This is a genomic window from Shewanella inventionis (genome assembly GCF_014641855.1).
GTDB classification, from domain to species: Bacteria; Pseudomonadota; Gammaproteobacteria; order Enterobacterales; family Shewanellaceae; genus Shewanella; species Shewanella inventionis.
Map to the genome: position 1 here is coordinate 12,089 of NZ_BMII01000033.1, position 24,868 is coordinate 36,956.

At 47.2% G+C, this 24,868-nt stretch carries 24 protein-coding genes and 3 pseudogenes; 8 read left to right on the top strand and 19 right to left on the bottom strand.

What is annotated here, in order from left to right; translation table 11 throughout:
• Nucleotides 1-15: 15 nt before the first annotated feature.
• The 3 genes from IEW93_RS17235 to IEW93_RS17245 form a co-directional block, all read right to left on the bottom strand.
• Complete coding sequence (locus IEW93_RS17235; protein ID WP_019677809.1) at nt 16-297, bottom strand: type II toxin-antitoxin system RelE/ParE family toxin; 282 nt, start codon at nt 295-297, stop codon at nt 16-18.
• Nucleotides 294-566: a CopG family ribbon-helix-helix protein gene (locus tag IEW93_RS17240; RefSeq protein WP_019677808.1), complete on the bottom strand. Its 273-nt coding sequence runs from the start codon at nt 564-566 to the stop codon at nt 294-296. Before IEW93_RS17240 ends, IEW93_RS17235 begins: the two co-directional genes overlap by 4 nt.
• Before the next feature lie 330 nt (nt 567-896).
• A complete protein-coding gene (locus tag IEW93_RS17245) occupies nt 897-3,221 on the bottom strand; it encodes a heavy metal translocating P-type ATPase (protein WP_188740515.1) in 2,325 nt (774 codons plus the stop codon).
• 316 nt (nt 3,222-3,537) lie between these two features.
• On the opposite strand from IEW93_RS17245, the pseudogene IEW93_RS17250 reads away from it, so the two are divergent.
• Nucleotides 3,538-3,846: pseudogene (locus IEW93_RS17250) on the top strand (response regulator); the annotation flags it as partial.
• 206 nt (nt 3,847-4,052) lie between these two features.
• On the opposite strand, the gene IEW93_RS17255 reads toward IEW93_RS17250, so the two are convergent.
• From IEW93_RS17255 to IEW93_RS17320, 14 genes are all read right to left on the bottom strand, one after another.
• Nucleotides 4,053-4,760: a hypothetical protein gene (locus IEW93_RS17255; protein WP_188740517.1), complete on the bottom strand. Its 708-nt coding sequence runs from the start codon at nt 4,758-4,760 to the stop codon at nt 4,053-4,055.
• 89 nt (nt 4,761-4,849) lie between these two features.
• Nucleotides 4,850-5,923 carry a DUF7146 domain-containing protein gene (locus tag IEW93_RS17260; RefSeq protein ID WP_188740518.1) on the bottom strand — a complete coding sequence of 358 codons (1,074 nt, stop codon included), beginning with the start codon at nt 5,921-5,923 and terminating at the stop codon, nt 4,850-4,852.
• A 91-nt stretch (nt 5,924-6,014) separates the two neighbouring features.
• On the bottom strand, nt 6,015-6,356 hold the full coding sequence (locus IEW93_RS17265) for a hypothetical protein (RefSeq protein WP_001014427.1): 342 nt from the start codon (nt 6,354-6,356) through the stop codon (nt 6,015-6,017).
• Nucleotides 6,356-6,853 (bottom strand): RadC family protein, encoded by a 498-nt coding sequence (gene radC, locus IEW93_RS17270; protein WP_000791199.1) that lies wholly within the window; start codon nt 6,851-6,853, stop codon nt 6,356-6,358. Before radC ends, IEW93_RS17265 begins: the two co-directional genes overlap by 1 nt.
• 82 nt (nt 6,854-6,935) lie before the next feature.
• Nucleotides 6,936-8,591: a VWA domain-containing protein gene (locus IEW93_RS17275; RefSeq protein WP_188740519.1), complete on the bottom strand. Its 1,656-nt coding sequence runs from the start codon at nt 8,589-8,591 to the stop codon at nt 6,936-6,938.
• Between the two features lie 69 nt (nt 8,592-8,660).
• On the bottom strand, nt 8,661-9,101 hold the full coding sequence (locus IEW93_RS17280) for a hypothetical protein (RefSeq protein WP_161747932.1): 441 nt from the start codon (nt 9,099-9,101) through the stop codon (nt 8,661-8,663).
• A gap of 61 nt (nt 9,102-9,162) precedes the next feature.
• Entirely contained in the window at nt 9,163-10,116 is a 954-nt protein-coding gene (locus IEW93_RS17285; protein WP_053426188.1) for a DUF3150 domain-containing protein, read from the bottom strand.
• 98 nt (nt 10,117-10,214) lie between these two features.
• Nucleotides 10,215-10,979 carry a hypothetical protein gene (locus tag IEW93_RS17290; RefSeq protein ID WP_428847855.1) on the bottom strand — a complete coding sequence of 255 codons (765 nt, stop codon included), beginning with the start codon at nt 10,977-10,979 and terminating at the stop codon, nt 10,215-10,217.
• 2 nt (nt 10,980-10,981) lie between these two features.
• Nucleotides 10,982-11,941 (bottom strand): AAA family ATPase, encoded by a 960-nt coding sequence (locus IEW93_RS17295; protein ID WP_007104990.1) that lies wholly within the window; start codon nt 11,939-11,941, stop codon nt 10,982-10,984.
• Nucleotides 11,942-12,150: 209 nt separating this feature from the next.
• Nucleotides 12,151-13,167, bottom strand: a complete 1,017-nt coding sequence (locus IEW93_RS17300) for a YqaJ viral recombinase family nuclease (RefSeq protein ID WP_148537099.1) — start codon at nt 13,165-13,167, stop codon at nt 12,151-12,153.
• A gap of 60 nt (nt 13,168-13,227) precedes the next feature.
• Nucleotides 13,228-13,371 carry a hypothetical protein gene (locus IEW93_RS17305; protein ID WP_015066581.1) on the bottom strand — a complete coding sequence of 48 codons (144 nt, stop codon included), beginning with the start codon at nt 13,369-13,371 and terminating at the stop codon, nt 13,228-13,230.
• Nucleotides 13,372-13,452: 81 nt separating this feature from the next.
• On the bottom strand, nt 13,453-14,271 hold the full coding sequence (bet, locus tag IEW93_RS17310; RefSeq protein WP_000414664.1) for a phage recombination protein Bet: 819 nt from the start codon (nt 14,269-14,271) through the stop codon (nt 13,453-13,455).
• A 79-nt stretch (nt 14,272-14,350) separates the two neighbouring features.
• On the bottom strand, nt 14,351-14,770 hold the full coding sequence (locus IEW93_RS17315; RefSeq protein ID WP_188740521.1) for a single-stranded DNA-binding protein: 420 nt from the start codon (nt 14,768-14,770) through the stop codon (nt 14,351-14,353).
• Between the two features lie 15 nt (nt 14,771-14,785).
• Nucleotides 14,786-15,112 (bottom strand): plasmid-related protein, encoded by a 327-nt coding sequence (locus tag IEW93_RS17320; RefSeq protein ID WP_188740522.1) that lies wholly within the window; start codon nt 15,110-15,112, stop codon nt 14,786-14,788.
• Between the two features lie 367 nt (nt 15,113-15,479).
• Here IEW93_RS17320 and IEW93_RS17325 point away from each other — a divergent pair, with 367 nt between their 5' ends.
• The 3 genes and pseudogenes from IEW93_RS17325 to IEW93_RS17335 all read left to right on the top strand — a co-directional run bounded on the left by IEW93_RS17325 (nt 15,480) and on the right by IEW93_RS17335 (nt 17,521).
• Nucleotides 15,480-16,082, top strand: coding sequence for a hypothetical protein (locus IEW93_RS17325; protein WP_025574392.1), 603 nt, complete (start codon nt 15,480-15,482; stop codon nt 16,080-16,082).
• A 108-nt stretch (nt 16,083-16,190) separates the two neighbouring features.
• A complete protein-coding gene (locus IEW93_RS17330) occupies nt 16,191-16,889 on the top strand; it encodes an endonuclease (RefSeq protein WP_136249856.1) in 699 nt (232 codons plus the stop codon).
• Between the two features lie 211 nt (nt 16,890-17,100).
• Nucleotides 17,101-17,521 (top strand): annotated as a pseudogene (locus IEW93_RS17335) (CBS domain-containing protein).
• Between the two features lie 92 nt (nt 17,522-17,613).
• Here IEW93_RS17335 and IEW93_RS17340 read toward each other — a convergent pair.
• Both IEW93_RS17340 and IEW93_RS17345 read right to left on the bottom strand, forming a co-directional pair.
• Nucleotides 17,614-20,655 carry an efflux RND transporter permease subunit gene (locus IEW93_RS17340; RefSeq protein ID WP_188740523.1) on the bottom strand — a complete coding sequence of 1,014 codons (3,042 nt, stop codon included), beginning with the start codon at nt 20,653-20,655 and terminating at the stop codon, nt 17,614-17,616.
• Nucleotides 20,656-20,658: 3 nt separating this feature from the next.
• The gene (locus tag IEW93_RS17345; RefSeq protein ID WP_188740537.1) at nt 20,659-21,732 is read right to left on the bottom strand and encodes an efflux RND transporter periplasmic adaptor subunit; all 1,074 of its coding nucleotides are present in this window, start codon (nt 21,730-21,732) and stop codon (nt 20,659-20,661) included.
• A 208-nt stretch (nt 21,733-21,940) separates the two neighbouring features.
• On the opposite strand from IEW93_RS17345, the gene IEW93_RS17350 reads away from it, so the two are divergent.
• From IEW93_RS17350 to IEW93_RS17365, 4 genes and pseudogenes are all read left to right on the top strand, one after another.
• The gene (locus IEW93_RS17350; protein WP_188740524.1) at nt 21,941-22,561 is read left to right on the top strand and encodes a TetR/AcrR family transcriptional regulator; all 621 of its coding nucleotides are present in this window, start codon (nt 21,941-21,943) and stop codon (nt 22,559-22,561) included.
• Between the two features lie 58 nt (nt 22,562-22,619).
• Nucleotides 22,620-23,219: pseudogene (locus IEW93_RS17355) on the top strand (IS3 family transposase); the annotation flags it as partial.
• A gap of 77 nt (nt 23,220-23,296) precedes the next feature.
• Complete coding sequence (locus tag IEW93_RS17360) at nt 23,297-23,665, top strand: hypothetical protein (RefSeq protein WP_136249858.1); 369 nt, start codon at nt 23,297-23,299, stop codon at nt 23,663-23,665.
• Between the two features lie 88 nt (nt 23,666-23,753).
• On the top strand, nt 23,754-24,734 hold the full coding sequence (locus IEW93_RS17365; protein WP_136249859.1) for an IS5 family transposase: 981 nt from the start codon (nt 23,754-23,756) through the stop codon (nt 24,732-24,734).
• Nucleotides 24,735-24,868 lie beyond the last annotated feature (134 nt).

Here is a 24,868-nt window from a genome sequence, read left to right on the forward strand (position 1 = left end):
CAACCTGGCCAATGGTTAGCGTTCATTTTCAAGCCCGTGCCATACCCGCAGAATAATAATGGTGTTGCTATGTAATGAATAACGCACAACGTAGTGGCCAAAGATGATGTCACGAATGACATCCGGCACAGGCGCCAGCGCAACCGGAGTGCCGAGCTTAGGAAAGGCTGGCAACAGCTGAATTTTACTTATTAACTCTGCAGCTACTCTATTGGCGGCGGTTGGATTATGCACGGCGATAAACTGCCGTAAACGCTTTAAATCGCCGATAGCCTCATCGGTATAAACTAATTTCACTTAACCGATCCCGGTGCAGCCTGTTCATGTTCCGTTCCCCAGCTGCTTAACCAGTTGTGCACTTCACCGGCGTCCACCACTTTTCCCTGCGCTGCAGATTCCATAGCATCCAGGGTTTGTTGCCAGCGAGCTAGCTCCAACTGCTGCTTATCTATGTATTCCGCTAAGGCCTGATTAATCACCCAGCCTTTACTGCGATTAAGCCTGTTAGCGATAGCATCCAACTGCTGCTCAACCTCGGCTTGTAAGCGAACTGTCGTCACGCTCATGCTTTTCACCTTTAGCAAAACAATGTAATACATTGTAGTCAGCTTAGATCAGATACGCAATTTAACGGTGAAGCGGCACGGGGTCTCAGTTATTTAATTTTTGTCTGACTCCACTTATTTCGCCCGTTAAGCATATCAATGCAATTGTTGCAGTGAGAACAACAGCTGGATCTGACCCCGAATGTCCAACCAGATAATCCGATGAGATGCCGGTTTGCCTCACTCTCATGCAAAGGTAAGATCAACCATTTAATCCCCTTACCCGAAAAACCGAAGAAAAATGGCGAGTAGAGACTCGCCATTTTCCGCTACCCCCTCGACGTATCCAGCTTAAACGGAACCACGAAGCCGCAGCGAGTTGAATACAACGGACGCTGAACTCAGACTCATCGCCAGGGCTGCAAACATGGGTGATAGAAGCAACCCGGCAAACGGGTACAGGACGCCAGCAGCCAGTGGAACGCCTAACGCATTATAAATGAACGCAAAACCAAGGTTCTGCTTCATATTGAGAACAGTCTTGTTTGACAGGTCCCGGGCAATCGAGATACCCCGCAGGTCTCCTTTTACCAAGGTGATTTGCGCACTGTTCATCGCTACGTCCGTCCCGGTTCCCATAGCGATACCGACATTCGCCTTGGCCAGTGCCGGGGCATCGTTGATGCCGTCGCCCGCCATCGCAACGATGCAACCTTCTGATTGAAGCTTATCAACCAGATTCAGCTTGTCGGCCGGTTTCACTTCGCCATGAACTTCGTCTATGCCTAGTTGTTCGGCGACCGCTTTTGCCGTTGAAATACCGTCACCAGTAGCCATGATGACCCTGATTCCCGCGGCCTTGAGCGCCTGTACCGCTTCAGGGGTGCTCTGTTTGATGGGGTCGGAAACGGCGAGTAGGCCGACCAGTGTGCCGTCAACCGCCAGGTACATCACACTCGCACCCTTTATCCTCCATCCCTCAGCGGTGGCAGCCAGGCCATCAACATTGACGTTATCCTGCTGCATGAACGCAGTGTTGCCCAACAGCATTATTTTGCCTTCAACCTTGCCCCGTACGCCTATGCCGCTACCCGAGTCAAAGTCGTCCACTGGGCTGAGCACCAAATTACGTTCGCGCGCAGCGCTGACAATAGCGTCAGCCAAAGGATGCTCGCTGCCTTGATCGAGGCTGGCAGCCAGGCGCAAGATTTCATCGGCGTCCAACTCGCCAGCGGAAACAGCCTGATCGAATGCGGGTCGGCCTTCTGTCAAGGTGCCGGTCTTGTCTACGATGAGCGTATCGACTTTGCGCAGATTTTCTATTGCTGCTGCATCACGAAACAGAACACCCTGGGTTGCGCCTCGTCCGGTAGCAACCATGACTGACATGGGCGTTGCGAGCCCCAACGCACAAGGGCAAGCGATGATCAGAACAGCGACCGCATTGATCAGGCCATAGACCCAGCTTGGCTGCGGGCCGAACATGCCCCACACGACCAAGGTGAGGATGGCGATGGCTACCACCGCCATGACAAAGTAACCCGCCACCAAATCAGCCATCCGTTGCATCGGCGCCCGAGAGCGTTGGGCCTGAGCCACCAACTGGACAATTTGTGACAACACAGTGGCCGAGCCGACTTTCTCCGCCCGGATCACAAGTGCACCAGAGGTGTTCATCGTTGCCCCTATGACCTTGTCACCCGGGCGCTTGCTGATGGGTAACGATTCACCAGTCAACATGGATTCATCGAGAGAACTTGCACCCTCTTCAACAATGCCATCGACAGGAACTTTCTCACCGGGACGTACGCGTAAACGATCACCTTCATGCACATGCGTCAGCGGTACATCTTCTTCTGTTCCGTCTGCATTGATACGGCGGGCCGTCTTGGGCGCCAGACCGAGCAATGACCGGACGGCAGCGGATGTCTGGGAACGCGCGCGAAGCTCCAGCACCTGACCAAACAGCGTAAGGGAAATGATCACCACTGCGGCTTCGAAATAAACCGCCACACGCCCCATGGACATGAATGTTTCCGGAAATATACCGGGAGCTACGGTTGCCAGCGAGCTGTAGACGAAGGCGGCACCGGTACCCAAGCCGATGAGCGTCCACATGTTGGGACTGCGGTTGACCACTGATTGCCAACCCCGTACGAAGAACGGCTGTCCGGCCCACAGCACCACGGGAAGCGACAGTACAAGCTCTATCCACGTTTGCGTCGCCATCTCGAACCAGCCAAGCTGTGGCCCAAACATGGCAAGCACCGTGACAATGACGGTAAAAGGCAATGTCCACCAGAATCGCCTGGAAAAATCGTCCAGCTCGGGATTGTCATCTTCCAGACTGGGCATCAGGGGTTCAAGTGCCATGCCGCATTTAGGGCAGGTTCCGGGGTTGTCCTGACGTATTTCCGGATGCATCGGGCACGTATAAATTGTGCCTTTGACCGCTTCCGAGGGAGGTGGCGGGGTTGGTGAAAGAAACTTCTCAGGGTCATGCTGGAATCTATTCATGCATTTGGTGCTGCAGAAGTAGTAAGTTTTACCCGCATGCTCAACATGCTGGGCAGAGTCTGCCGTTACACCCATGCCGCAGACCGGGTCTGTAAGCCCTGAGCCCGTGTGGGAGGGTGTATGGTGATGACAATGAGACTCAGAATTATCGTGACCCATGGATAAGCACCTTTTCAAATAAGCAGGCAGTTTGCGCCGCGTTTTTTGCGGCTTCTTAAAGGAGGAGATTACATGAATCATGATACCATAAACTTATTAGTTAAAGATGACCAGGCTGCTCCCGCAAGCATTACATTTTAGTCATGTTATGCGAACAACGCTTTTCTCACCGATATAACCTAGCTTCCGGCCACCAACATTACATATTTGTCATTTTCTGGTCATGTTGTGGGCAGATTTCAGACTATAAAATTGATATTGACGACAATGAAATGGACTGGCTTCCTTGGCCTGAACTGTAGAGCGGAGTGGAACGATGAAGATTCTCATCGTAGAAGATGAAGTAAAAACTGGGGATTATATCCGGCAGGGCTTCATGGAATCCGGCTTTGTGGTAGATCTCGCCCGGACCGGGCTCGATGGTCACCACCTGGCGATTACCGGCTCGTATAACTTGATTGTCCTTGATGTAATGCTGCCTGATGTGGATGGCTGGCGAATTATGCAGTCATTGAGAGAGGCCAGATCCATCACGCCTGTGTTATTTCTCATCGCAAGGGACAGTGTAGAAGACCGGGTCAAGGGTCTGGAATTGGGAGCGGACGACTATCTGGTCAAGCCTTGGCAATCTATGGGTACAAATATTTTTGCTTTGTGCCTGAGGGTAGTTAACCTGCAAATTCGACTTAACTTTAAATGCTCCAAAGTTCGTCTCGCTTAACTCGTGCCGAATGTCCGCTTTCAGTGAAAAGCTCCGATTTAATCGAATCTCAGTGAATTTCTGCTATTGGCACATAAGTAATATTCATAAAGTGCGAATACTACATTAGCTCACTTAACTGCAAAAACCGTAACCAATGTCTTCATTGAGTCACCCGTAATCATAACAAAGTACATTTTGCTCCCCACATGCTGCCATAACTCGGCCTCTTGTGCATATTTTTTGGCTTTTTGGATAGCGACACTTTCTGGTAACTGGGCTTTAGTTAGCCCCGAGCATAGCAGCTTAGTGCACAAAGCCTTCCAAGGATGCTTAGGTACACCGTCAGAAAGCCGTTCCACAAACCGTTCCTGTGCATGACGAGTCACCACGACAGGCCCAATACTTGGCACATTGATGACCTCATCGATTTCTCTCACGGTAGCATTATCGACGCAGTATTCTTCGAAGGAATGGGAGAGCCATTCTTCCCGTTTTTCTACCGATATCTGTGCTTCTTGGTAGCGGGTGAGCAAGAACCTAGTCAGGCTGTAAAGTGAATGCTGAGTTGAGCGTTGTTTCTGTAACTTTTTGATGGCTCCTTTACTGACCCGGATTTGAAGCCCATTACCGCTTCGGTTACTCCCCATCACCTCTTTCACTGACAGTAGGTGATGAATAGCATAAACCTCAGCTGCAATTGGCTTTTGCTGCTCAGGTAGCTTGTCGTATTGCTCACCTAAATCGACCTTTAGCTCACCACCTCTTCGAAGGCCGGTCTTCCAGTAAACCGTAAACTCACCATCAATCTGCTTTGTTAACAGGGTTAATACCATCATATTTGTTTCTCCTATTGGTTATCTATTTTTCATTCTCCATGTTTTTTCAAATATGCAAGGCGCAAAAAAAGGGGCCGAAGCCCCTTGGATCAGATATGAACTTTCGGAAAGCCCATGGCACCGTAAACATTCAGCACATCATTCCAATCCCAACTTTTCACGCCGAGTGACGTTGGTATCGGAGGGATTAGGACTTGTGTCAGAACGCCTTTCTGCCAGGCTTTTTTCTTGAGTTCATTCGCTGCGTTCAGGCCGGTCTCAGAGAGATCGTGGTCTGCCCAGATGTACAGCATTTTCACATTACTTGGTGGTTCAAACCTAGCCAGTAGCGTTGCATTCACAACCGACCAACATGTCTGTCCCGTAGCTCTGGTAACCGCTAAAGCTGTTTCGATGCCTTCAGAAACACCTAATACCTCACCAGGCTTACCTATAGGAATGGCACCACCAGTGATTGTTCTGTCACTGGGTATGGGCATCATCTTTTTAGGCTTTTCAACCGGCGCTTTAAATCCATCTTCACTTAGGTAGATCCGATGAAACGTGGCCGAACGCCCTTGCTGAGTAACGATTTTACCTAGCAGCGCTGGGTAGCTATCGATAAACAGACCATCTTCATCATGGTAAGGCAAGTTTGGATGAAACCTCAGCACCGAATCCCATTCAGGACGAAGCCGCGTCACAATGCCACGACGATGCAAGTAGTTCCAAACTGGTTGCGCACGAGTATCTGCAAGAGAAAACGTTTCTCCCCAGGTTTGATTCAAGCGATAGATAATCGCTTTGTCCTCTTCCTGCTTTTTAGCCTTCCAATCAACAGCGTTACTCGGTATTGGCCGAGTAGGCGCTTGTATTTGTCCGGGTTGAATACCAAGAACCTGGCCGATTGCCTCAATAGACTGAGCAAAGTTCCATCCATTGATCCAAGACAACAGTTCAAAACCATCATGAAAGATACCGCAGGTGTTACAAACGCCACCTCCGGTATATTCAGCATCTTTGAACAGCCTAAAGCCATCACGACCGCCATGAACAGGGCAAGCCACATGACGGCCTTTTCGAGCAATAGCGGCATCAAGTTCTGGCACCAATGCCGCTAATACTTGAAGCCATTGGCCATTAAGATATGGCCTTACTGTTTCAATTTGTAAAGGTAACGCCATATAACCTCCTTAAGTAAAAAGCCGACTCCTACCACTGGTGGTAAAAGTCAGCTTGGGTCCTGCATTAAGCCGTTTGGTTAATGCAGGAACGTTAGTCAAGCTGGATACCATGTCGTCTTAATAGCCACATGATGGAATCACGAAGCACATCAGGATCGACAACCGCAGCCATCGCGCAAACACGAAAGCAAAATGGCGCTAATTCGTCATTTTTAATCCACGACAACACATCCTTTCGCAACCGAGTACTGACACGGCCATCCAGCAATACTCGGATCGCATCCAATAGAATGCCTTCGCGTAACTGCCAGATTTCCGTGTCAGACCAAGTGACTGGGGCATCATCAAACTCAAATAGAAATTCGAGCTGTGATGATGTGTGTTGATGGGACTGCTTTTGTGATGTAGGAGAATGGGCAATGCGCCCATTCATTAAAGATAACCGCGTTCGGCAAGCGAAACGCAGCCCTCGGATGCGACCACAACATGGTCAAGCGTTCGAATATCAACAAGTGACAAGGCGTCACGGAGTCGATGAGTGATGCGTTTATCAGCTTCACTAGGTTCAGGATCACCCGATGGATGGTTATGAACCAGTATCACTGCTGCCGCATTAAGCTCTAGCGCACGCTTTGTTACTTCCCTTGGATACACGCTCGCTGCATCTAAAGTGCCTTTGAACAGCTCTTCAAATCGAATAACGCGATGCTTTGTATCAAGAAACAGCACTCCAAAGACTTCGTGCTCATACTCGTGCATCAGTGTTTGTAGGTATGAGAACGCCGACGATGGCTGTTCAATTTTGCGACCTTTACTCAATCGACCACGAGCAAGCTTGAGCGCCATATCTAATATATCCGCTTCGGTCACCTGCTCAGGAACGATGTAAGTACCGGCTTCTTCGCCAGCTAAGAATTTTTTGTTTTTCATAGGAGTCTCCAAAAAAAACGGAGACGAACCCATGCCCAGACGGGGACGGAATCGTCCCCGCAGGGTGGTAAAATGGATGTGGTTACTGAATTAACAGTTGTTGTGTTACTTCGAATAACTCACGCTTTAGATCTTTGACGTCGTTAATCACGATGCTTTGTGGAAAGAATCTCTCAACACTGCGTGTTTGAATCCCGATCCCCAGTAGCTCAAAGCCACTGCGTCTGCACCGGTCAACAATGTCATGCGTGGCAGCCCAATCATCTGGGTCACCATCGGTTAGCACTATCATTAGCTTTCGCTTCTGTTTTTGCGCTAACAAACTGTTTGCCGCAAACCACATCGCTTGTGCCATAGGCGTACAACCTCGTGGTTTTTGGTCAAAACAGGCGGCCCGATGTCGAACCGATTGCTTGGGCAACAACGCGATAGAAACTTCCTGATGAATACCAGGAAAATAACTGACCGCAGGTACAACACCCGGTATGCCTTCCAGTGCCATGGCCAAAGCCAAAGCGGCTTCATTGGCAACATGAAAGTACTTGCGATTCCCCTCGCCTATGGGCTTACCCATTGAACCCGATATATCGACCAGCAAGTGCACAGCAGCATTTGGCGCAATGCGAGGTTGCCTTTGAATAAACAATCTCGACTCACCTGCTTGTGAAGCGGCAAGACGATGGGTTGCAACTCGAAGACCGTGCCGTTTGGCATGATTCCGATTGTCCTGACTGGACTGAACCATGCCCCTAAGTCGGGCTCGAATTTGAGCGGACTCAGACGCCGATAAGGTCAAGATGGCCTCATCACCCAACATAGCTTGCTCTGCTTGGGGCAAACTGAGTGGAGTGACGCCCTGATGTCCTACAGCTTGTTCCGACAACACTTCTGCCACTTGTGCAAAGGTATCGGGTTCAAACTGAGCGGCACTGGCCTCTAAGGCTTGTCGCAAATTGTCAGCTTGATCAGAGTTATCTGAATCACCTGTTTCAGCAGCATCCCCTGTTGCAGACGAACCTGTTTCTGGGGTTTGACTGTCACTACTGCTATTGCTGTCATTACTCGCATCTTGTCCAATGTCATTACCGCTATCAGCATCCGACTCATCCTGTGGTGGACGAGATTCTTCTTCCAACATGGCAACGATGGCATCGACAAGTTTTAGCACTTCGCCTGTAGAGCCTAAGCTAGTCACTGCTGTCAGCATGGCGCTTAACCGGCTCATCGCTGCGGCAGGAAAGAGTTGTCTCACTCTTTCATCGACTGCTTGATACAAAGGCGTCAGCGCTTTCTGGCCCAGAAAATGGCATCTCAAGCGGAACAACAACCAGGCTTGCAAGTTAGATGCAGGCTCAAGCTGTTCAGGTACACACATTTGCTGTGTGTCCACCATGTACTCAATCACTTGCGAAATACTGCGCCGGGTTCCGGGATAATCCTTTGCCAATTCGTTTTCAATGCGAACGTCCTCAATGATATTGAGAAGTGCCTTACGGATCGGTTTGGACGACGCCTTCTGCACCATGTCAAAATTAGTATGGCGAATATGCGCCGCTTCATGAGCCAGATAACCCCAAGCTATCTGTTGATAGTGTGGGTCGTCAGGGTTTGCTGTTGGGATCACAATTCGCTCACCATCGGTAAACGCGTCTTGTCCTTGAATAAGCACCTTCACACCAAACTTTTCGCCATAAGCGGCGGCTACGATTGGCAGTGCGTTTTTTAATGGATGATTCATGGGAGTCTCCTAATCATTAGGGGGAATACTCCCTCAGCGGGAGCGTTTCCCCGCTGGGAATGTGAGTGTTTAAACCTGTGCTTTTAGCTTATCCAGGTCGTATTTTTGACCTAACCAAGCCACCAATTGAGCTGGACTCTCGTGCTGCTCAAATGACGTTTTAAGCTGGTCTAAACTCAGGATGTCATCCAATGTCAGACCGTACTGGTCTTGTAACTGAGTAGACACCTCGTGTTGATATTGCAGCCAGGCCCGCTCAAAAGCGGTTTGCTGCAATGCCATGTTTGGAACAAATACCATGGCCGTTACCCAAGTTCCTTGTGCGTCCGCATCTGCGATCAAAACAGGGTTCTTGGGGATCACGACACTATGTGTTGAGTACGACCGTTGTACTAACGTTCGACAACACGCCACTTCTGGTATCGATTCACTTTCAACCGCATCAGTCACACCACGAAAATGTGCTTCAAACTGGTTCAGTTGGCTGGGGTTATGGATGGTTGATTGCATAATTTCCTCTTACATAGTTCAGAGGACATGCGCCCTTAAGGGCAACATGCCCTCAAGGACGTTAGAAATAAAATGAGTTTGGTACAGTCGAACCAAGGTTTGGTCTGACGGTTGGTTGTGGTATTGCACGTAAGTTATCTGCCTGAGCAGATACTGGCTGTGCGGGTTTAGGTTCAGGTTTGGGCATCAGTTGTCTGATATCCAATTGACCTTCACCGTGCATTCTCATCTTGTCTGGATCAGACAAAATTAAAATGGTCGCCATCAGTTCGTGATAGAGATTGTCTGTCACAGGGCCGGTCTTCGGCAGACGAACAAATAAATTGTCCATCGCTTCAACCATCGGCTGAACTCGATGATCCAGGAAGGACAAACCATCCAACTTGTCTCTTAATCGCTTGAGCGGATTAAGGGCTCGCTGACTGATTTGATTCTTGCCTGCAACGGAACGCTCAAACAGTTCATTGGCATCACGAGCCACCTCCCTAAAGAGGGTGTGTCCCATACCATTGACCTTGTCATCTAAGCCACCAGCTTGGTCAGCCGGTTGCATTCGATAGATGGCATAATCGAACTGAAGCCGTTGTTCCACGTCTTCGATGGGTGACAGCGCACGCCGGATTGCATCTGCAAATTCCGGGTGTTTTGCAACCCAGTCAAAAGTCACCTGATCATAGTTGTCCAAGAACAACTGCTTGCACTGCGCAAACTCCTGACCTATACGGTCAAGTTCTGGAACAATTTGATCAATTCGGTCTTCAGGGACGGCATAGCCACCTAAGAACCGCACACCGACTTGCTCACACAAACGCTGCGCTTCTTTCTTAAGCCTTTCAAAGTTCGCCAATGCCTCAGGGTCGCAAATTTTTTTACTCCCTAAGCTGGCAACATCCTTCGGTGGAAGTTGGCTGCCATTGGCTAGTCTGAAATCTTCAGGCCGTAGTTTTTTTCTACCGCTCCAGATGGAACAGTCGATGTGACAAATCAAAAGTTTGTCGAGGGTTTGAATACTCATAGTGCATCCTCATGCGAGATGGGGACACACCACTCCCAACAGGAGCAATGGCCCCCGCTTGGGTGGTAGTAGTTGACGCGCTAATGGCAATACCGCTATCAGAAATAGTAATTTTGCGAATCAGGCGACGATTGGTTGAGATCGATTTTCACAGGCATTAAGTCCAGTGCTTCAGCTATCGGGCGAACCCGCTCTAAATCACTGCCTAGCAACCGCAATACATCTTTTTCCAACTTCAGTTGGTCGGATACTTCTATCCCTTCAGGACTCGCTACTGTGAGCGAACACAGTGGTGGTAATTGACGCTTAAAGGCCAGTAACAGCAACAATGGCCACGGGCCATCATCAGTGTTAACAATGCCAGCGCCTTCACCTGACACCATGCTGATTTGATTGGTACTAGGTAATCCGCTTTTGCAAAACCCTAATGACCATTCTCCAATCCTGATCTGGTTATCATCAATAACAGCCAAGCCATAGGCTTCAAGCAGCTTTGCCATATCGAACAACGCTTTTTGCGCCAGCGAGATTTGGCCATTGACGTCCTTGCGAGTACGAAACTCCCAACTGACGTTATTGGCACACGCGACGCTATCTAGCGCATTTGAGAGTTCAAATGGCCGCCCTTGATGATCAATGCCGACTTGTCCAACCAATCGATAACCCTTGTTGATTTTCTCATTGATTCGTCGGTCTGCTTCAGCGTTAGGATCAGTCGAATCAATCAATCGCTGCTGCGACAATTGACCTGCTTTTCCAAACCGAACCTCAATCTCCTGGTTATCTGATCCAACGTAAATTGCCCATTCTTTGGCTGTCCCATCAGAATGACTGTAACGGTAAAGAGCAAAGCACTTTTCCATCATCAATCCTCCCAGTGGTCACCGAAGACATCAGCGGCAATACGGTGAATGGCTTCACGTTGCTCCAACTCAGCACGAGCCGTCAAAGACCGAACCAGTGCATACTCCACTGCGTTAGGAGCTCCTTTAAAAGCAAGTGTTAACTTTGCCCAGCGCACCAAGGTCCGAGTGGACATGGTGATACTGAGTTCTGCACCGCCATCCGCGCCCCCAATAAAAAGACGACGAATGTCACCAGCCACCTTCACCATTTTTTGGCGAAAGACCTCTGGTAAGCCCGGCGCAACGTTCTCCAGAATGGCTTCCTCTACAGATGGTTCTGCATAGGTCGCCTCAATGATTCTAAAGCGATCAAGGAAAGCCAAATTCTGTTGAAGCACGCCTTGATACAAGCCCGTTTGGTCACCGCTGCCCGCACTGTTGCCGGTAGCAATAAATCGAAACTTGTTGTGTGGCATGATGATCTCTCCGCCATTTTGTGCGATGACCAAAGGGGCACCTTCCAAAATGTCATTGAGTCCAGCCAGTTCAGCAGGCTCAGCAAGATCCATTTCATTAATGATCAGCAAATGGCCATGCTTGACAGCCAGCGCCAGCGGTCCATACACAAAGGTCATGTTGCCATTAACCAGTGTGTGGTGACCGATAAGATCGGACAACTCCAATCGACCGTGCGCAGTAATTTGCTGAACAGGCCAATTCAATCGAGAAGCAACTTGGCAAATTAGCGAGGTCTTACCGCATCCAGTGGGGCCTGTAATATACAAACCGTCACCGTCTGGGTTAGACAAGAACGCCAATACGTCACGTAAGTCTTCTTTTCTAAAAACATACTCGTCCTTGCGAACGGGAATGTTTGGATGGGTAGTGTCGGCACTAAATCCTTCCAGAACGAAAGCATCAGGAGCCGGGACATTAAACGCTTGATTCACTTGAACCAAAAATGGGGATTGTTCAGTCATTGTAAACCTCATCAGTTTTGACGAGGCCCCATGCCCCAGCAGGGAATGAAGTCCCCGTCGGGTGGTGTGTGGATTGTGGTATGGCTGTGTATGTAAGAGTTCAGCTCGCTCTATCATTCGTACCCAGCATTGGCTACGAGTGAAACTGCTTTCTGATGCACTCGATGTAAGCGCATGAGAAAGGAGCCGAAATCGGCTCCAAGTGAACGTTAAAAATAAAATGAGCTCGGCGAGTCACCTGGCAGAACCAAGTTCTCTTGCTCAAGACTGATTTTGATTGGTGTTTCAACGGGCTGCTCTGGCTTATTGGTGCTGATACGCAACCGCTCTTGTGGCGCTTTTCGGTAAGTGGCTAAAACCTGTTCGTCCAGTTCGCCTAATTTATCGGTGGCCAATTGCTTATAGTCCACAGTGCCCGCCATCATGTAGCGGCTGAGTTTGACCCCAGCATAATCCGCATGAGCGTAATTACCCATCATAGCGACCAATTTTGACTGAGCTTCTCGCATTTCCTCTTTCAAAGATTTAATGTGATTTTCCAGTCGGACAACTTCGGCATGTGCTGAGCAATACTGCCGAGACAGCGATGTCCAGCGGTATTGGGCTTCACCCTTGGGAACAAAACAATCTTGTTCAGGGCATTTTGACGGTTCTTTTTTGGTCTGTACTAACTCCCAAAACTGAAGCGCTGTTTCTTGCAATTCAGTTAAGAACGCCGCGTCTCGTTGTATTTCAAACTCAATCAGTTGATCCTCAAAATAGAATACCAACCAACCACGCGTGCTATTGGCGACCAGTATTTGATGCTGAACTTGCACCCAATACAACTGGTACGCCTCACTTTGTTCTCTGTGAGCTTGCACATCCTCAAAAACTGACTGGCAAGGACATTTCAGTTCAACGGGTTCGCCCGCATCGTTGATGCCATCAAAGCTGGCCCGAAAGATTGCGTTATGATCGGCTTCAGCACATAACGGCAGAAGAAAGTCATTGTGCGCATTCTCAAATGCTCGCCTTGCTTGAGGCTCCAACCGTATACCGCGAAGCACATTTGGATTATTCGACAGGTCTTCCGGTAATACGAATCCAGTTTTTTCTGCCCATAATCGCCAAGGTGTTTTGTAGGGTGAACGCCCCATAATAATTGGGGCTTCAGATGCCGTAACCCCTGCAATGCGCCACTGGTGCCATGCAGGAGTACGTTGTGATAGGTCGATAACCTTCATATTGCCTCCTTTGAGGGGAGACTTCCCCGAAGGAGAGAACTCCCCTTCAGGGTTAAGTGGTTACTTTGCAGCTTGTGCTAACGCTGTTTGGTGCTGAACAACACTTGCTTGAACCGAATCAATTGCCGCTTTACCGGCTTGAATCGAACCTAAGACAAGGGCAACAACCAATACCAAGCGAAAAAGTGAGGCTGATTTAGTCATGGAAGATCTCCAAAAAAAGACGAGACCTTCCCCCTGACGGGAGAATAATCCCGCCAGGGTTAGTAAAATGAATGCGTGGCTCTAAGAAGCTAAAGGCTGTGTAAGCGCTTTGGCTGCTTGTTGCTGTGCATTAAATATTTCTTGTTTCGCAAACGTCAGTTCAACACCCTGAAAATGTTCATTGGCATATTCCAATGCACTATTCCAAGCGTTTGAAGCTTCCGCCCGCTCGATAAGCTTGTAAACAAGCCCTCGGGTTCGATCATCAACTTGCTCGGGTGGAATCACCGATGGCTCAACAACATGTGTTGCTTGGCCTTCGATAATTCGCTCCGCTTCGTCTTGATCGAAAATTCCCACAAAGCCAAACGCAATGCGGGAACACTGGATCATGGATTTATGTCTTAGCATTCGCTTAGTGTGCGTCTGCCATGGACCATCTACACGGTAAGGGCCATTTTTGCCGTTACCTTCAAAAGGCGGTCGATAGACTTCATCCAAATACTCAGTGATTTTGACTGGGTGCGAACGGTCGCGCCGATAGATGATGCATTCCATCCATTCCGGGCATTCTTTCGCACCATCCATTGAGACTTTGTTTTCTGAAGTCTTAAACTCCATGCCATCAAACTGGTCGTGTTGATTGATGATGCGAGACCAGCCATCGACACCTACCACTGGGATAATCCCAGCTTGCTTATCAGGGAACGCAAAAATCTCTTTGGTGAAAGGGTTCAAGCCGTACTGATCTGCAACAACCAAGAGCGCCATCATCTGCTCATTGGTCGGTGCACTACCGTCACGTTGCTTGAATGCTGTTGCTTTTAGGGTATCGAACAACTTGTTTGGATCGACACTAAAGCGCTCAGCAAAGCGTTGGATTAGCTTTGGTTTTTCCATTTTGGACTCCGACAATCAAAGTGGGAGTCTGCCCCTGACGGGAAAGTACTCCCGGCTGGGTTAAAGCGTTCTTGCTCGGTTAAAAATCTGGTTCAAGATAAGTTTGTGCCCAATTAGCTTTGGAGCCCGCATCATCCGCAGATGATGGCTCAGATGCTTTGTTCACACTATCAAGAAGCAGAAACTCGTCCGCGTCCACTTCGGTCAATCGATGCTTAATACCATCTTTCTCCCATGAGTGCGTGCGCTGAGGCCCTTGAACAAAAAGCTTCGCTCCTTTTTGGATTAAATCTTTTGCTCTTAGCCCTAACTTAAATCCACCACGATCTCGAAAAACAACCCGATGCCATTCCGTATGCTCTTTGAGCTCATTGGATTGACGGTCGCGCCATTTCTCAGAAGTGGCCAGTGAAATACTGGTCACTAAATCACCTGATGGATAGGCTCGTGTCTCTGGCTCAGAGCCAACGTAGCCTATGAGTGTTACTTGGTTTTTCATGATGTTCTCCTCGTCTTAGTTGAACTCTGTGCACACAGTCGCTTCTACCCGGCTGGGCAAAGAAGACTGACGACGCAGATAGGTTGGTATTTCGAGTAAAGCCATGTCGTACGGATGTGGCTCTTTGTAAAACGCAGATGTCAAACGGGGCATACCAGGAGCTTTAGGCACTGCCATTGGACGACGTTTTAGTGTTGGTGTGAGCAATCGCTTAATTTGAGTAAGTACAAATCGAAACGGACGCACGCTTTGACGAGCAAGCAATCGCAAAAGCGACCAGCTCAGTTTTGCAAGCAACATAATGCCTGCGATTTGGATAATAAATCCGAAGATATATTCCATTGGTGACTCCTTAAGTTGGTTTTGAAGGAGTCACCCCCAACTGGGGAAAACTCCCCCAGTTGGGTGGTGAAAAGGCGAACCGTAAGGAACGCATGGTTGAGCATGTAAAAACATGCAGGCTATTTGTTTAGGGAGGCTAGCTACCTCTTAGTACCACTGAGAATACTCAGCGGCGGGCTTCCTTTGAGCTCATGCTCTCAGGCGCAGATATCACTGAAACAGATCAGCAATATTTGATAGTCAGTATAACCGTCTTATCCAGACAGGATAGTCAGAAAGATGCTCAATTCTTCCACCTAGCTGAAAGGCCATTACCGCACAGAGGATTAGGCTAGGGACTGATTTTTGTCATATCAGGAGCAAACTTATGGCCCAAGCAAAACCCAATTACTCAAAACCCATCTTTGAACAATCATTCACAATTAACAGCTTACAGGCGCAACGTGTCGTTGACCGTGTTTTTAGACGGACGGTCAGTGCGCTTTACGGAATCGATGTCATCCTGCGCATCATTGGCGATGAGAACGAAATTGATGAAGTGGAACAGATCATTAGCCAGTTGATCGAGGATTGCGCTAAAGCGGTAGACAACGAACAAGCTCGTTTGGACAAACTGATGGAGTCCAACGGCATCGATGAAGTACCTGACTACACCGACCCGATTACCTTCAACGCCAAAATCAGCTCGCCTCAGGTTGGCCAGTTTGTCGGCTTAGTTCGCAAACTCGATGCGTTGATGATCTCAATGGACACACTCTGGTTGTCTAGCGTGCTCAGCAACAAACAACGTGTTGATGGCAACTACGCATGGCAACAGCGCATTATCAAACTTGCACGACGCATTATTGATATCGAAATTCGAGCACGAAAATCAGCTCAAGCCAAAGGTAAAGAAGCAGAAGTTGAACAAGCGGTGCCTTCAACCGATGACGATATCACTGAAGAGGAAACAGATACCCCCGCCAACTAGCCAACTAGGCTCCCATCAACCAGCCCCTCTCGAAGGGGCTCTTCATCTTGCTGTATTTTCTATCAAAATCATTAAAATGAATTTAACTGTCATTTTTGGCCAATTTACATGAATAGAACTAATTTTCTCGTTACTTTCTTGATAGTGTTGTTCGCTATCCCTGCATTTGCAGAACACCCAACATCGTTCAGCCAGGCAAAACGATTTGCCCGAGAAATTTACCAAGACAACCAGAGTACGTTTTACTGTGGATGTAGCTATAACAATGATGGTGCGATTGATGCTGCATCTTGCGGATATGAACCAAGGAAGCAACCGAAACTAGGAGAACGCTTGGAGTGGGAGCACGTTGTCTCAGCTTGGGAAATTGACCATCCACGCCAATGCTGGCAAAACGGCGGACGTCGGAACTGCGAAAAGAATGAGCCTGAGTTTTCTAAAATGGTTTCGGATCTCCATAACCTCGTACCATCTGTAGGAGAGCTCAATGGGGATAGATCAAATTTACGATTTGGCATGATTCCGAATGAACCAAGATCCTATGGTCTATGTGACTTCGAAGTTGATTTCAAAGACCGTCGAGCAGAACCACCAGTTAACCGTCAGGGTGATATTGCTAGAATTTATTTCTACATGCGTGATCAATACGGCCTAAGACTAAGCAGGCAACAAACTCAGCTATTTGAAGATTGGGCAGGAATGGACCCTGTTGACGAATGGGAAAAAGTGCGTGATTTGAGGATTCACCATAACTGTCGTTTTTATTTTTATGCTCGCAGTCTAAGGCTTATTACAAGCAGTGGCTAGACGCTTCTTATAAATATTCTGTTGCAGATATAAGGAATACTCAATTTGTGCATTAATCTTACCCCGTTAGGGCTCAGGCTTGGTAATAAAGATGCACAGGTGAATTGCTCATCAATAAAATTGTTTTATTGAGATAATACTTGCTTTTCGCCAGTGTGATTTTTAATCTCAATAATTAGACAGGTGCTTTGTAGTCGACAAGAGGGTATGCATGGGCATAGCGAACATAATGTCTAAGCGCGTAGTGAGTGTTCACATGGATGACAGCTTACAGTCGCTTAGAGAGCTATTTTCGGCAACGGGATTTCATCATTTACTCGTGGTACATGACAATGTACTTACCGGAATCATTTCAGATCGCGATTTTTTAAAAGCGATAAGTCCGTTTATTGATACCGTTGGTGAGCGAGTGCGAGACAGAGCAACATTTAGATAAGCGTGCCCATCAAATCATGACCCGAGAAGTCATCACCTTAACCCCGGAGGATTCCGTTTTTACTGCCATCGAATTGTTCAATAACAATAAGATATCGTGCATACCCATAGTCGACATACATTATCACCCAGTGGGTATAGTGTCGTGGCGAAATGTGATGAAGTTTATGCAGAAAAGGGTAGAAGCAAAACGCTAAAATGGCGCTAGCACCTTTGACGAGCGTTTTATCAAAGGTGATAGAGCGTATCGAGCAAGCGCCAAATTAACGTTACATTTATTCAGAAGCTGCTAGGCTTTTCTATAACTTACTTTAAATAGCAGGCTATATAAAACGGGAACGGCAATAAGCGTTAGAATTGTCGCGAATGTGAGTCCGCCCATTATGGTCACAGCCATATCGGCAAAAAAAGCATCAAACAACAATGGAGCCATCCCCAATATAGTTGTCACGGCCGCAAGTGCTACGGGTCTGACGCGGCTTAGTGTGGCTTCAACGATGGCGCTTTTTATTGCCAATCCTTCTTCAATTTGAAGATCAATTTCTTCAATAAGTACTATGGCATTTTTAATCAGCATCCCGAATAAACTCAAAAAGCCCAGTAGCGACATAAAGCCGAATGGCATATCAGTAGACAACAAGCCCGTGACTACACCTACTACCGCCATGGGGACAACCAGCCATATAATAAGCGGTTGGCGTACGTGGCCAAACAATAACACCGAGATAATGAACATCACTAAGAAACCAGCGGGTAAACCTGCACCTAAGGCCTGTTGAGCTTCGCTAGCGCTTTCAAACTCACCACCCCATTCAAGGTTGTAGCCCGCAGGCAAATCAATATCTTCAATTAACGGGCGAATACGCGCCAGCGCTTTGCCTGCGGTTTCATGTTCGCCAGGCTCTGCTTCAACGGTTATGGTGCGCAGGCGATCTTTGCGATGAATGCGCAGCTCTTCAGTCATAAGGTCTAAGCCATGTGATACCTGGGTAAAAGGAATATACTGACGTTGCTGAGAAGACCATACTTGAGACTCGCGAATAGACTGAAGAGCCGTGTCATCGGCGTTCCCCATTTTTGCCATGATATTATAGGCATAATCACCATCTTGCACGGTGCCCAGTTTCACACCACTGCTTGCGTACTGTACGGTTTGACTAAAATCTGAATGCGAAACCCCAGCAATTCCCGCATTGTAGTTGTCGAACTGTGTGTTTATTGCAAACCCTTTCTCTCGCCAGTTATGACGAACATCAATCACCTGACCATCTTCAAATAAACGGGCTTTGGCTTCTTCTGCTAGTTGGCGTAACACTTCAGTATCTGGACCTGAGAAACGCGCTTCGAGTTTAGCGCCTGAGCCTGGACCAAATTGCATGCGCTCCATATAGAAATTGGCATCTAAATCCAAATCACTTAGCTTGCTGGTTAATGCACGTTGAATGGCAGGAATGTGCTCTAATTCGCTGGCACGGACCATAAAGAATGCATAGTTTTCATTAGCGCTTTTTGGCGCGTATGTCAGCGTAAATCTATCAGCACCTTGCCCAATAAATGTGGTTACGGCACTGACATTATCCAGCGCTAAAATACGTTTCTCTGCTTCTTTGGCAATTTGCTCTGTCGCGCGAATGTCGCGGTCTTGGGGCCCCCAATAGTGCACAAAAAATACCGGTGCATTTGATGGTGGAAGGAACCCTTGTTTGACCATACCAAAACTGCCATAGGCAACAATGGTAATAACGAGGAGTGCTGCAATGGTTACCCAACGCAGTTTCAGTGCGCCGATAAGTGTGTGTTTAAACCACTGTTGTGCAGCGGAGGGCGCATCACTTTGTGATTGCGACATGCCCTTGCGATAAAAATGTGCGCCTAATACGGGGACCAACGTTACGGCAAGTATCCAGCTGATCATCAATGAAACCAACACTACGGCAAACAATGAATAAAGGAGCTCGCCGGTTGCATCGTTAGATAAACCAATGCCAGAGAAGGCGGCAATACCTATTATGGTTGCGCCTAATAACGGCCATTGTGTGCGCTTAACAATGAAGCTGGCTGCATCTTTTGCTGAGGCACCTGTTGCCATTCGCAGCATCATGCCTTCTGCTACCACTATTGCATTATCGACCAGCATACCCATGGCGATGACCATTGCCCCTAATGAAATACGCTGAAGCTGAATATCCATCAACCACATGATGAGGATGGTACCGAGTACGGTAACAAGTAATACAGTGCCTACCACAACCCCAGAGCGCCATCCCATGAATAAACACAAGGTTAATGTTACCACGGCCACAGACATCACAAGGTTATTGATAAAGCCGTCCACCGAATCATCAACTACTGAGGCTTGATCGTAAATGGGAGTCAGGGTAATACCAACTGGAAGTTGTTTGAGCAGGGCCTCCACTTTTGCATTTACTCGCTCGCCGACATCTACGATGTTCACATCCGTTAATGCTGACACACTTAGCGTAAGGGCTTCTGCACCGTTATATCGCACTAATACAGGCTGAATATCAGCAGGTTCGAGTTTTAAGGTCGCAACATCAGCAACACGCAAAGAACGGTTTGTACCAGGGATCACCAGTGATAGATTTGAAATTTCATCTAATCTGTCTGGTGCACGCTTGACAATCAAGCGCACGTTTTTTTCATCCACCTTTACGCGCCCACCATTGAATGGTCGAAGATTGTCTTGGAACAATGAGGTCAAATCTGGGAAAGAAATACCCAACCCAGCGAGTTGATATGGGTTGATGTAAGCAACAATTTGCTCTTTTTGAATACCGGTTACGTTGACCTTTGCCACACCTTCAGTGGTAAGTAAATCTCGACGAATAATTCGGGCAAACTCACGTAACTCATGGGTATCGAAATCTGGAGCGCTGAGAGCGTAATAAAGCCCATAAACATCACCGAAGTCATCAAATACTACGGGGTCTTGAGCGCCCGTGGGCAGCGAACTGGCGGTGTCGTGAAGGCGCTTCCTCAATTCGTCCCAAATTTGAGGTAACACATCACTATCGTAAGTTCTCTTTACCTCTACGGTAATTTCAGAACGCCCTGGAGAAGATATTGAAGTCACTTCTTTTAATTGGGGCATTTGTTGAATAGCGATTTCTAAACGTTCTGTGATTTCACGTTCAACTTTTTCCGCGCTAGCGCCAGGATAAGCAGTGTATATCTTAACTTGTTTGATGGTAAAAGCAGGGTCTTCAAGTCGACCAATTTTGGTCATAGCCAGCACACCACCTAGTAGCAGTATGATGACCATCAGCCAAACATTTACGGGTTTGTCGATTGAAAAGCGGGCGATATCCATGGTTTATTTTTCTCCCTTATACGGAAGCACTTTCATGTTTTCTCGCATTTGTGCTGCTCCAGCGGCAACCACCTTTTGACCAAGTGAAATTGGCCCTTCTACTACAGCAATATCCCCCTCGATATGTTTGACATCAACGCTGTGTTGTTTCACTGTTTGTAGACTGTCATCAAGTACCCAAACGGCAAAGCCATCGTTCTCATCACCGACTAGTGCTTTCACTGGCACGACTAAGCCGTCGGAATATAAACTACCTTGAAGGCTTACTTTAACCACTGCTCGAGCACCAGGAGTGAGTGGTAATTCTTTTCGAGGCTCCATGGCGAATACTACTTCGTAGGTTTGAGATACGGGGTCCGGTTGTGTGGAATGCTCAACATAAGTTACTGGGTACCACTGACTGCGGTTTGTCGCCAATGTGGCACTCGCTTGCTTAATGCCACGCCCTATGTTGGCGGTAAGTAAGCGCTCTGGCACATTGATATTAAAGTAGATTTTCGACACATCTTGCAAACGGGCGATAGCAGTCCCTGATTTTACAAAACTGTTATTTTCTACAAGACGTTGGGATACTTTCGCATCAAATGGCGCGTAAAGCCGAGTATAACTTAAGTCTTGTTCTGCGTTTTTAAGGTCAATAACAGATAATTCATAGGATGTTTTTGCCGAATCCAGTGCGCTTTGAGATACAAAATTTTGTGCGAACATTTTTTCAATTCTATCGAGTTCTCGTTTTGCTTGTTCTAATCTGGTTTTAGACTCTTCAACTCTGCGCTCAAAGGGCTTTCTGTCTATTGTGGCAAGCAGCTTGCCTTTAGTGATATCACTGCCGGTAACTAAATCGGTTTGTATTAATCGGCCAGAGACTTCAAAACTCAAATCAACAGTTTTCACAGCAGATACGACGGCAGGAAACGTAAATTCGTCAAAATTGGGAATAGGTGAGACTTCAGCAAACTTCACATGCCGCACTACCTCCGATTGTTGCTGCTGAGCTTTTTCAGGTGAGCAAGCGGTGAAAATAAAAATAGAAATAGAAAAGAGACTTAGCGCTAGAGTATGTGAGTAGTGTTTCAAGGGCATAGTCGTATGCCATCCATTAGTAATATGTTGAACATAGATAACCAGTATCGTTGCATTTAAAAACAACCTACGTTGCAAACATTGTGCGCCTTATAGTATGCTAATACAAAAGTAAACTGGCGAGTGCATTATGGTTCATCTGCATTGAAAAGTAAACTGGTCGGTGTAAAAAGAAGTTTTATATGATTAAGAGAGTAGACCAATGGCTGGCAATACACGAACCCTTAGCGACTTAAAACGCGAAGCGATTATTCAAGCAGCGACGCAAGCGTTTCAAGAATTTGGCGTGAAAGGTACTAGCATGGATAAGCTTGCTGAGTTGGCTAATGTGTCTAAGCGTACTGTGTATAATCACTTTTCTACGAAAGAAGATTTAGTTATGCATCTTGTCACCGAGCAGTGGCAAAGTGCCATAATGAATATCACAGCGCATTACTTACCTAACGAACCTCTCGATACACAGCTGCAAAGCATCATTCTCAAAGACATCGAGTTTATGGTAAGTGAAAGTCATCTTGATTTAGCCCGTGTAGCGATTGGCTACTTCTTTTATAAACCTGATAAACTCAAAGACGAAGTAGCGCAGTTAAAAGCTCAGGAAACGGCCATGCATCGATGGCTCAATGATGCAAAGGCTGATGGCAGATTGGCTTTTGATGATGTTAAATACGTGGTGAATGAAATAGACAGTTTGGTAAAAGGGCAGTGTTTCTGGCCACAGCTTTTTAAAATTGAAGATGCGCTAAGTGACGAGGCTAAAAAGAATATTGCCAAGAACATTGTTGCACTAATTTTGAGTCGATATGCAATAGAGAGTAAATAGCGTGTTAAACGGGGAATCTATTATCATACGTAGCTGTTTGAAGTAATGCTCAGAAGATCTGAAGGCTCAGGTGGGCTATCGCAGGCCACGTCATCGTGGTGGTGAGAGTCACATTGTTGTTCCCAACCGGTTGCAGCGTCAGTTTAATCCTACGGCGCCAGATGAAGCCTGGGTAACGGATATTACACATATCCGCACTCACGAAGGTTGGTTATATCTGGCAGTGGTCGTGGATTTGTTCTCACGCAAAGTGATTGGCTGGTCAATGCAGTCACGCATTACCAAAGACATTGTGCTGAATGCGCTGCTGATGGCTGTCTGGCGGCGTAATCCTAAACAACAAGTGATGGTGCATTCCGACCAGGGAAGCCAGTACACCAGCCATGATTGGCAAGCATTCCTCAAAGCTAATGGCCTGGAAGGTAGCATGAGCAGACGAGGAAACTGTCACGACAATGCTGTTGCTGAGAGTTTCTTCCAACTACTGAAACGTGAACGCATCAAGCGAAAAATCTACTCAACAAGAGACGATGCCAGAAGCGATATCTTTGAATACATCGAGATGTTTTATAACTGCAAAAGAAAACATGGTTCCAATAATCTGCTGTCACCAGTAGAGTATGAAAACCGTTACCAAGAAAGGCTGGGAAGTGTCTAAGTTATTGGTAGCGATTCACTGGCATATTAATCTATAATCAACCCTATGAATGAGCCTTGTATAGAGTAAACTTTGTTATGCCACACCATATATCAAAAATTGATAATTCTCACATTATAATGGTGGTATATGAAGGAGAGATAGACTTCGATGAACGCACTCAAATCTTTCAAACAATAATTACTGATTACAAACAAAAAGCCATTTATAAGTTACTCATTGATTATCGATTAGCCAATTTAAAAGCTTCAAAAGTTGAACAAACTATTTTCGCGAGATTTGTAACATCAGAACTAAAATTCAAACACGCTGCAATTGCAATACTCGATAATGAACCTCAAAATGGTATCTATCCTGCAATCAAAGATAATGTCCAACTTACTCAATATAGAGTAAAACAGTTTTCAGATGAACTTGAAGCATTGAACTGGTTAAATTCAATCTAACTCAACACAGTGCCATCTAAGGAAGATGCGAATAAGTTCCTGATGTGAGATCATAGTGACATAGCAATCCAGCAGGAACCAATGTTCCATGAGCCACCAGTTCACCTTTGCCGATAGCGAGTTTTCCAGCAAACGCCGTCAGACTCGTAAAGAGATATTTTTATCCCGAATGGATAACCTGCTACCGTGGTCTCAATTGCTGGATGTAATAGACCCTTTCTACCCCAAGGCGGGTAATGGTCGCCGTCCGTATCCGCTGGAAACCATGTTCCGCATTCACTGTATGCAGCAGTGGTACAGTCTTGGTGATGAAGCCATGGAGGACGCGCTGTACGAGATTACTTCAATGCGCCAGTTTGCACAACTGTCACTGGATAAGGCCATTCCTGACCGCACCACCATCATGAATTTCCGGCACTTACTGGAAAAACACACACTCACGCGCAAGTTATTTAAAACCGTCAACCAATGGCTGTCGGATTGTGGTGTGATGATGACACAGGGCACGTTGGTGGATGCGACGATTATTGAAGCGCCTAGCTCCACCAAGAACAAAGACAAGCAACGTGACCCGGATATGCATCAGACCAAGAAAGGCAACGAATGGCACTTCGGCATGAAAGCCCATATTGGCGTGGATGCCAAGAGCGGCTTAACCCATACGCTGGTGACTACTGCCGCCAATGAACATGATCTGAATCAGTTGAAAAACCTGTTGCACGGCGACGAGGAATTCATCTCTGGTGATGCTGGTTATCAGGGCGCAGAGAAGCGGGAAGAACTGAAAGACTCGAATGTAGAATGGCTAATTGCCGAGCGTCCCGGCAAGGTGCGAGCCCTGAAAAAGCATCCTCGTAAGAACAAAACCATTATTAACATCGAATACTTAAAAGCCAGCATCCGGGCAAAGGTAGAGCATCCGTTTCGGATCATCAAATGTCAGTTTGGCTTTATCAAAGCACGCTATAAAGGACTGATGAAAAATGACTCTCAGTTAGCCATGCTATTCACCTTGGCAAACCTGTTTAAAGTAGACCAAATGTTGCGACGACAGCCAAGATCTGTCTGAAATCCGGGAATCGCCCGAAATAGGGTCGAAATCCGGCCGAAAATTGGGGAGAATTGGAAATTTGGTGTTCAAAAGTTAGGCGGTCAGCTCAAAGCTCAAAGCTTCGCTCGATACCTAAATCGCAGGACCTATTC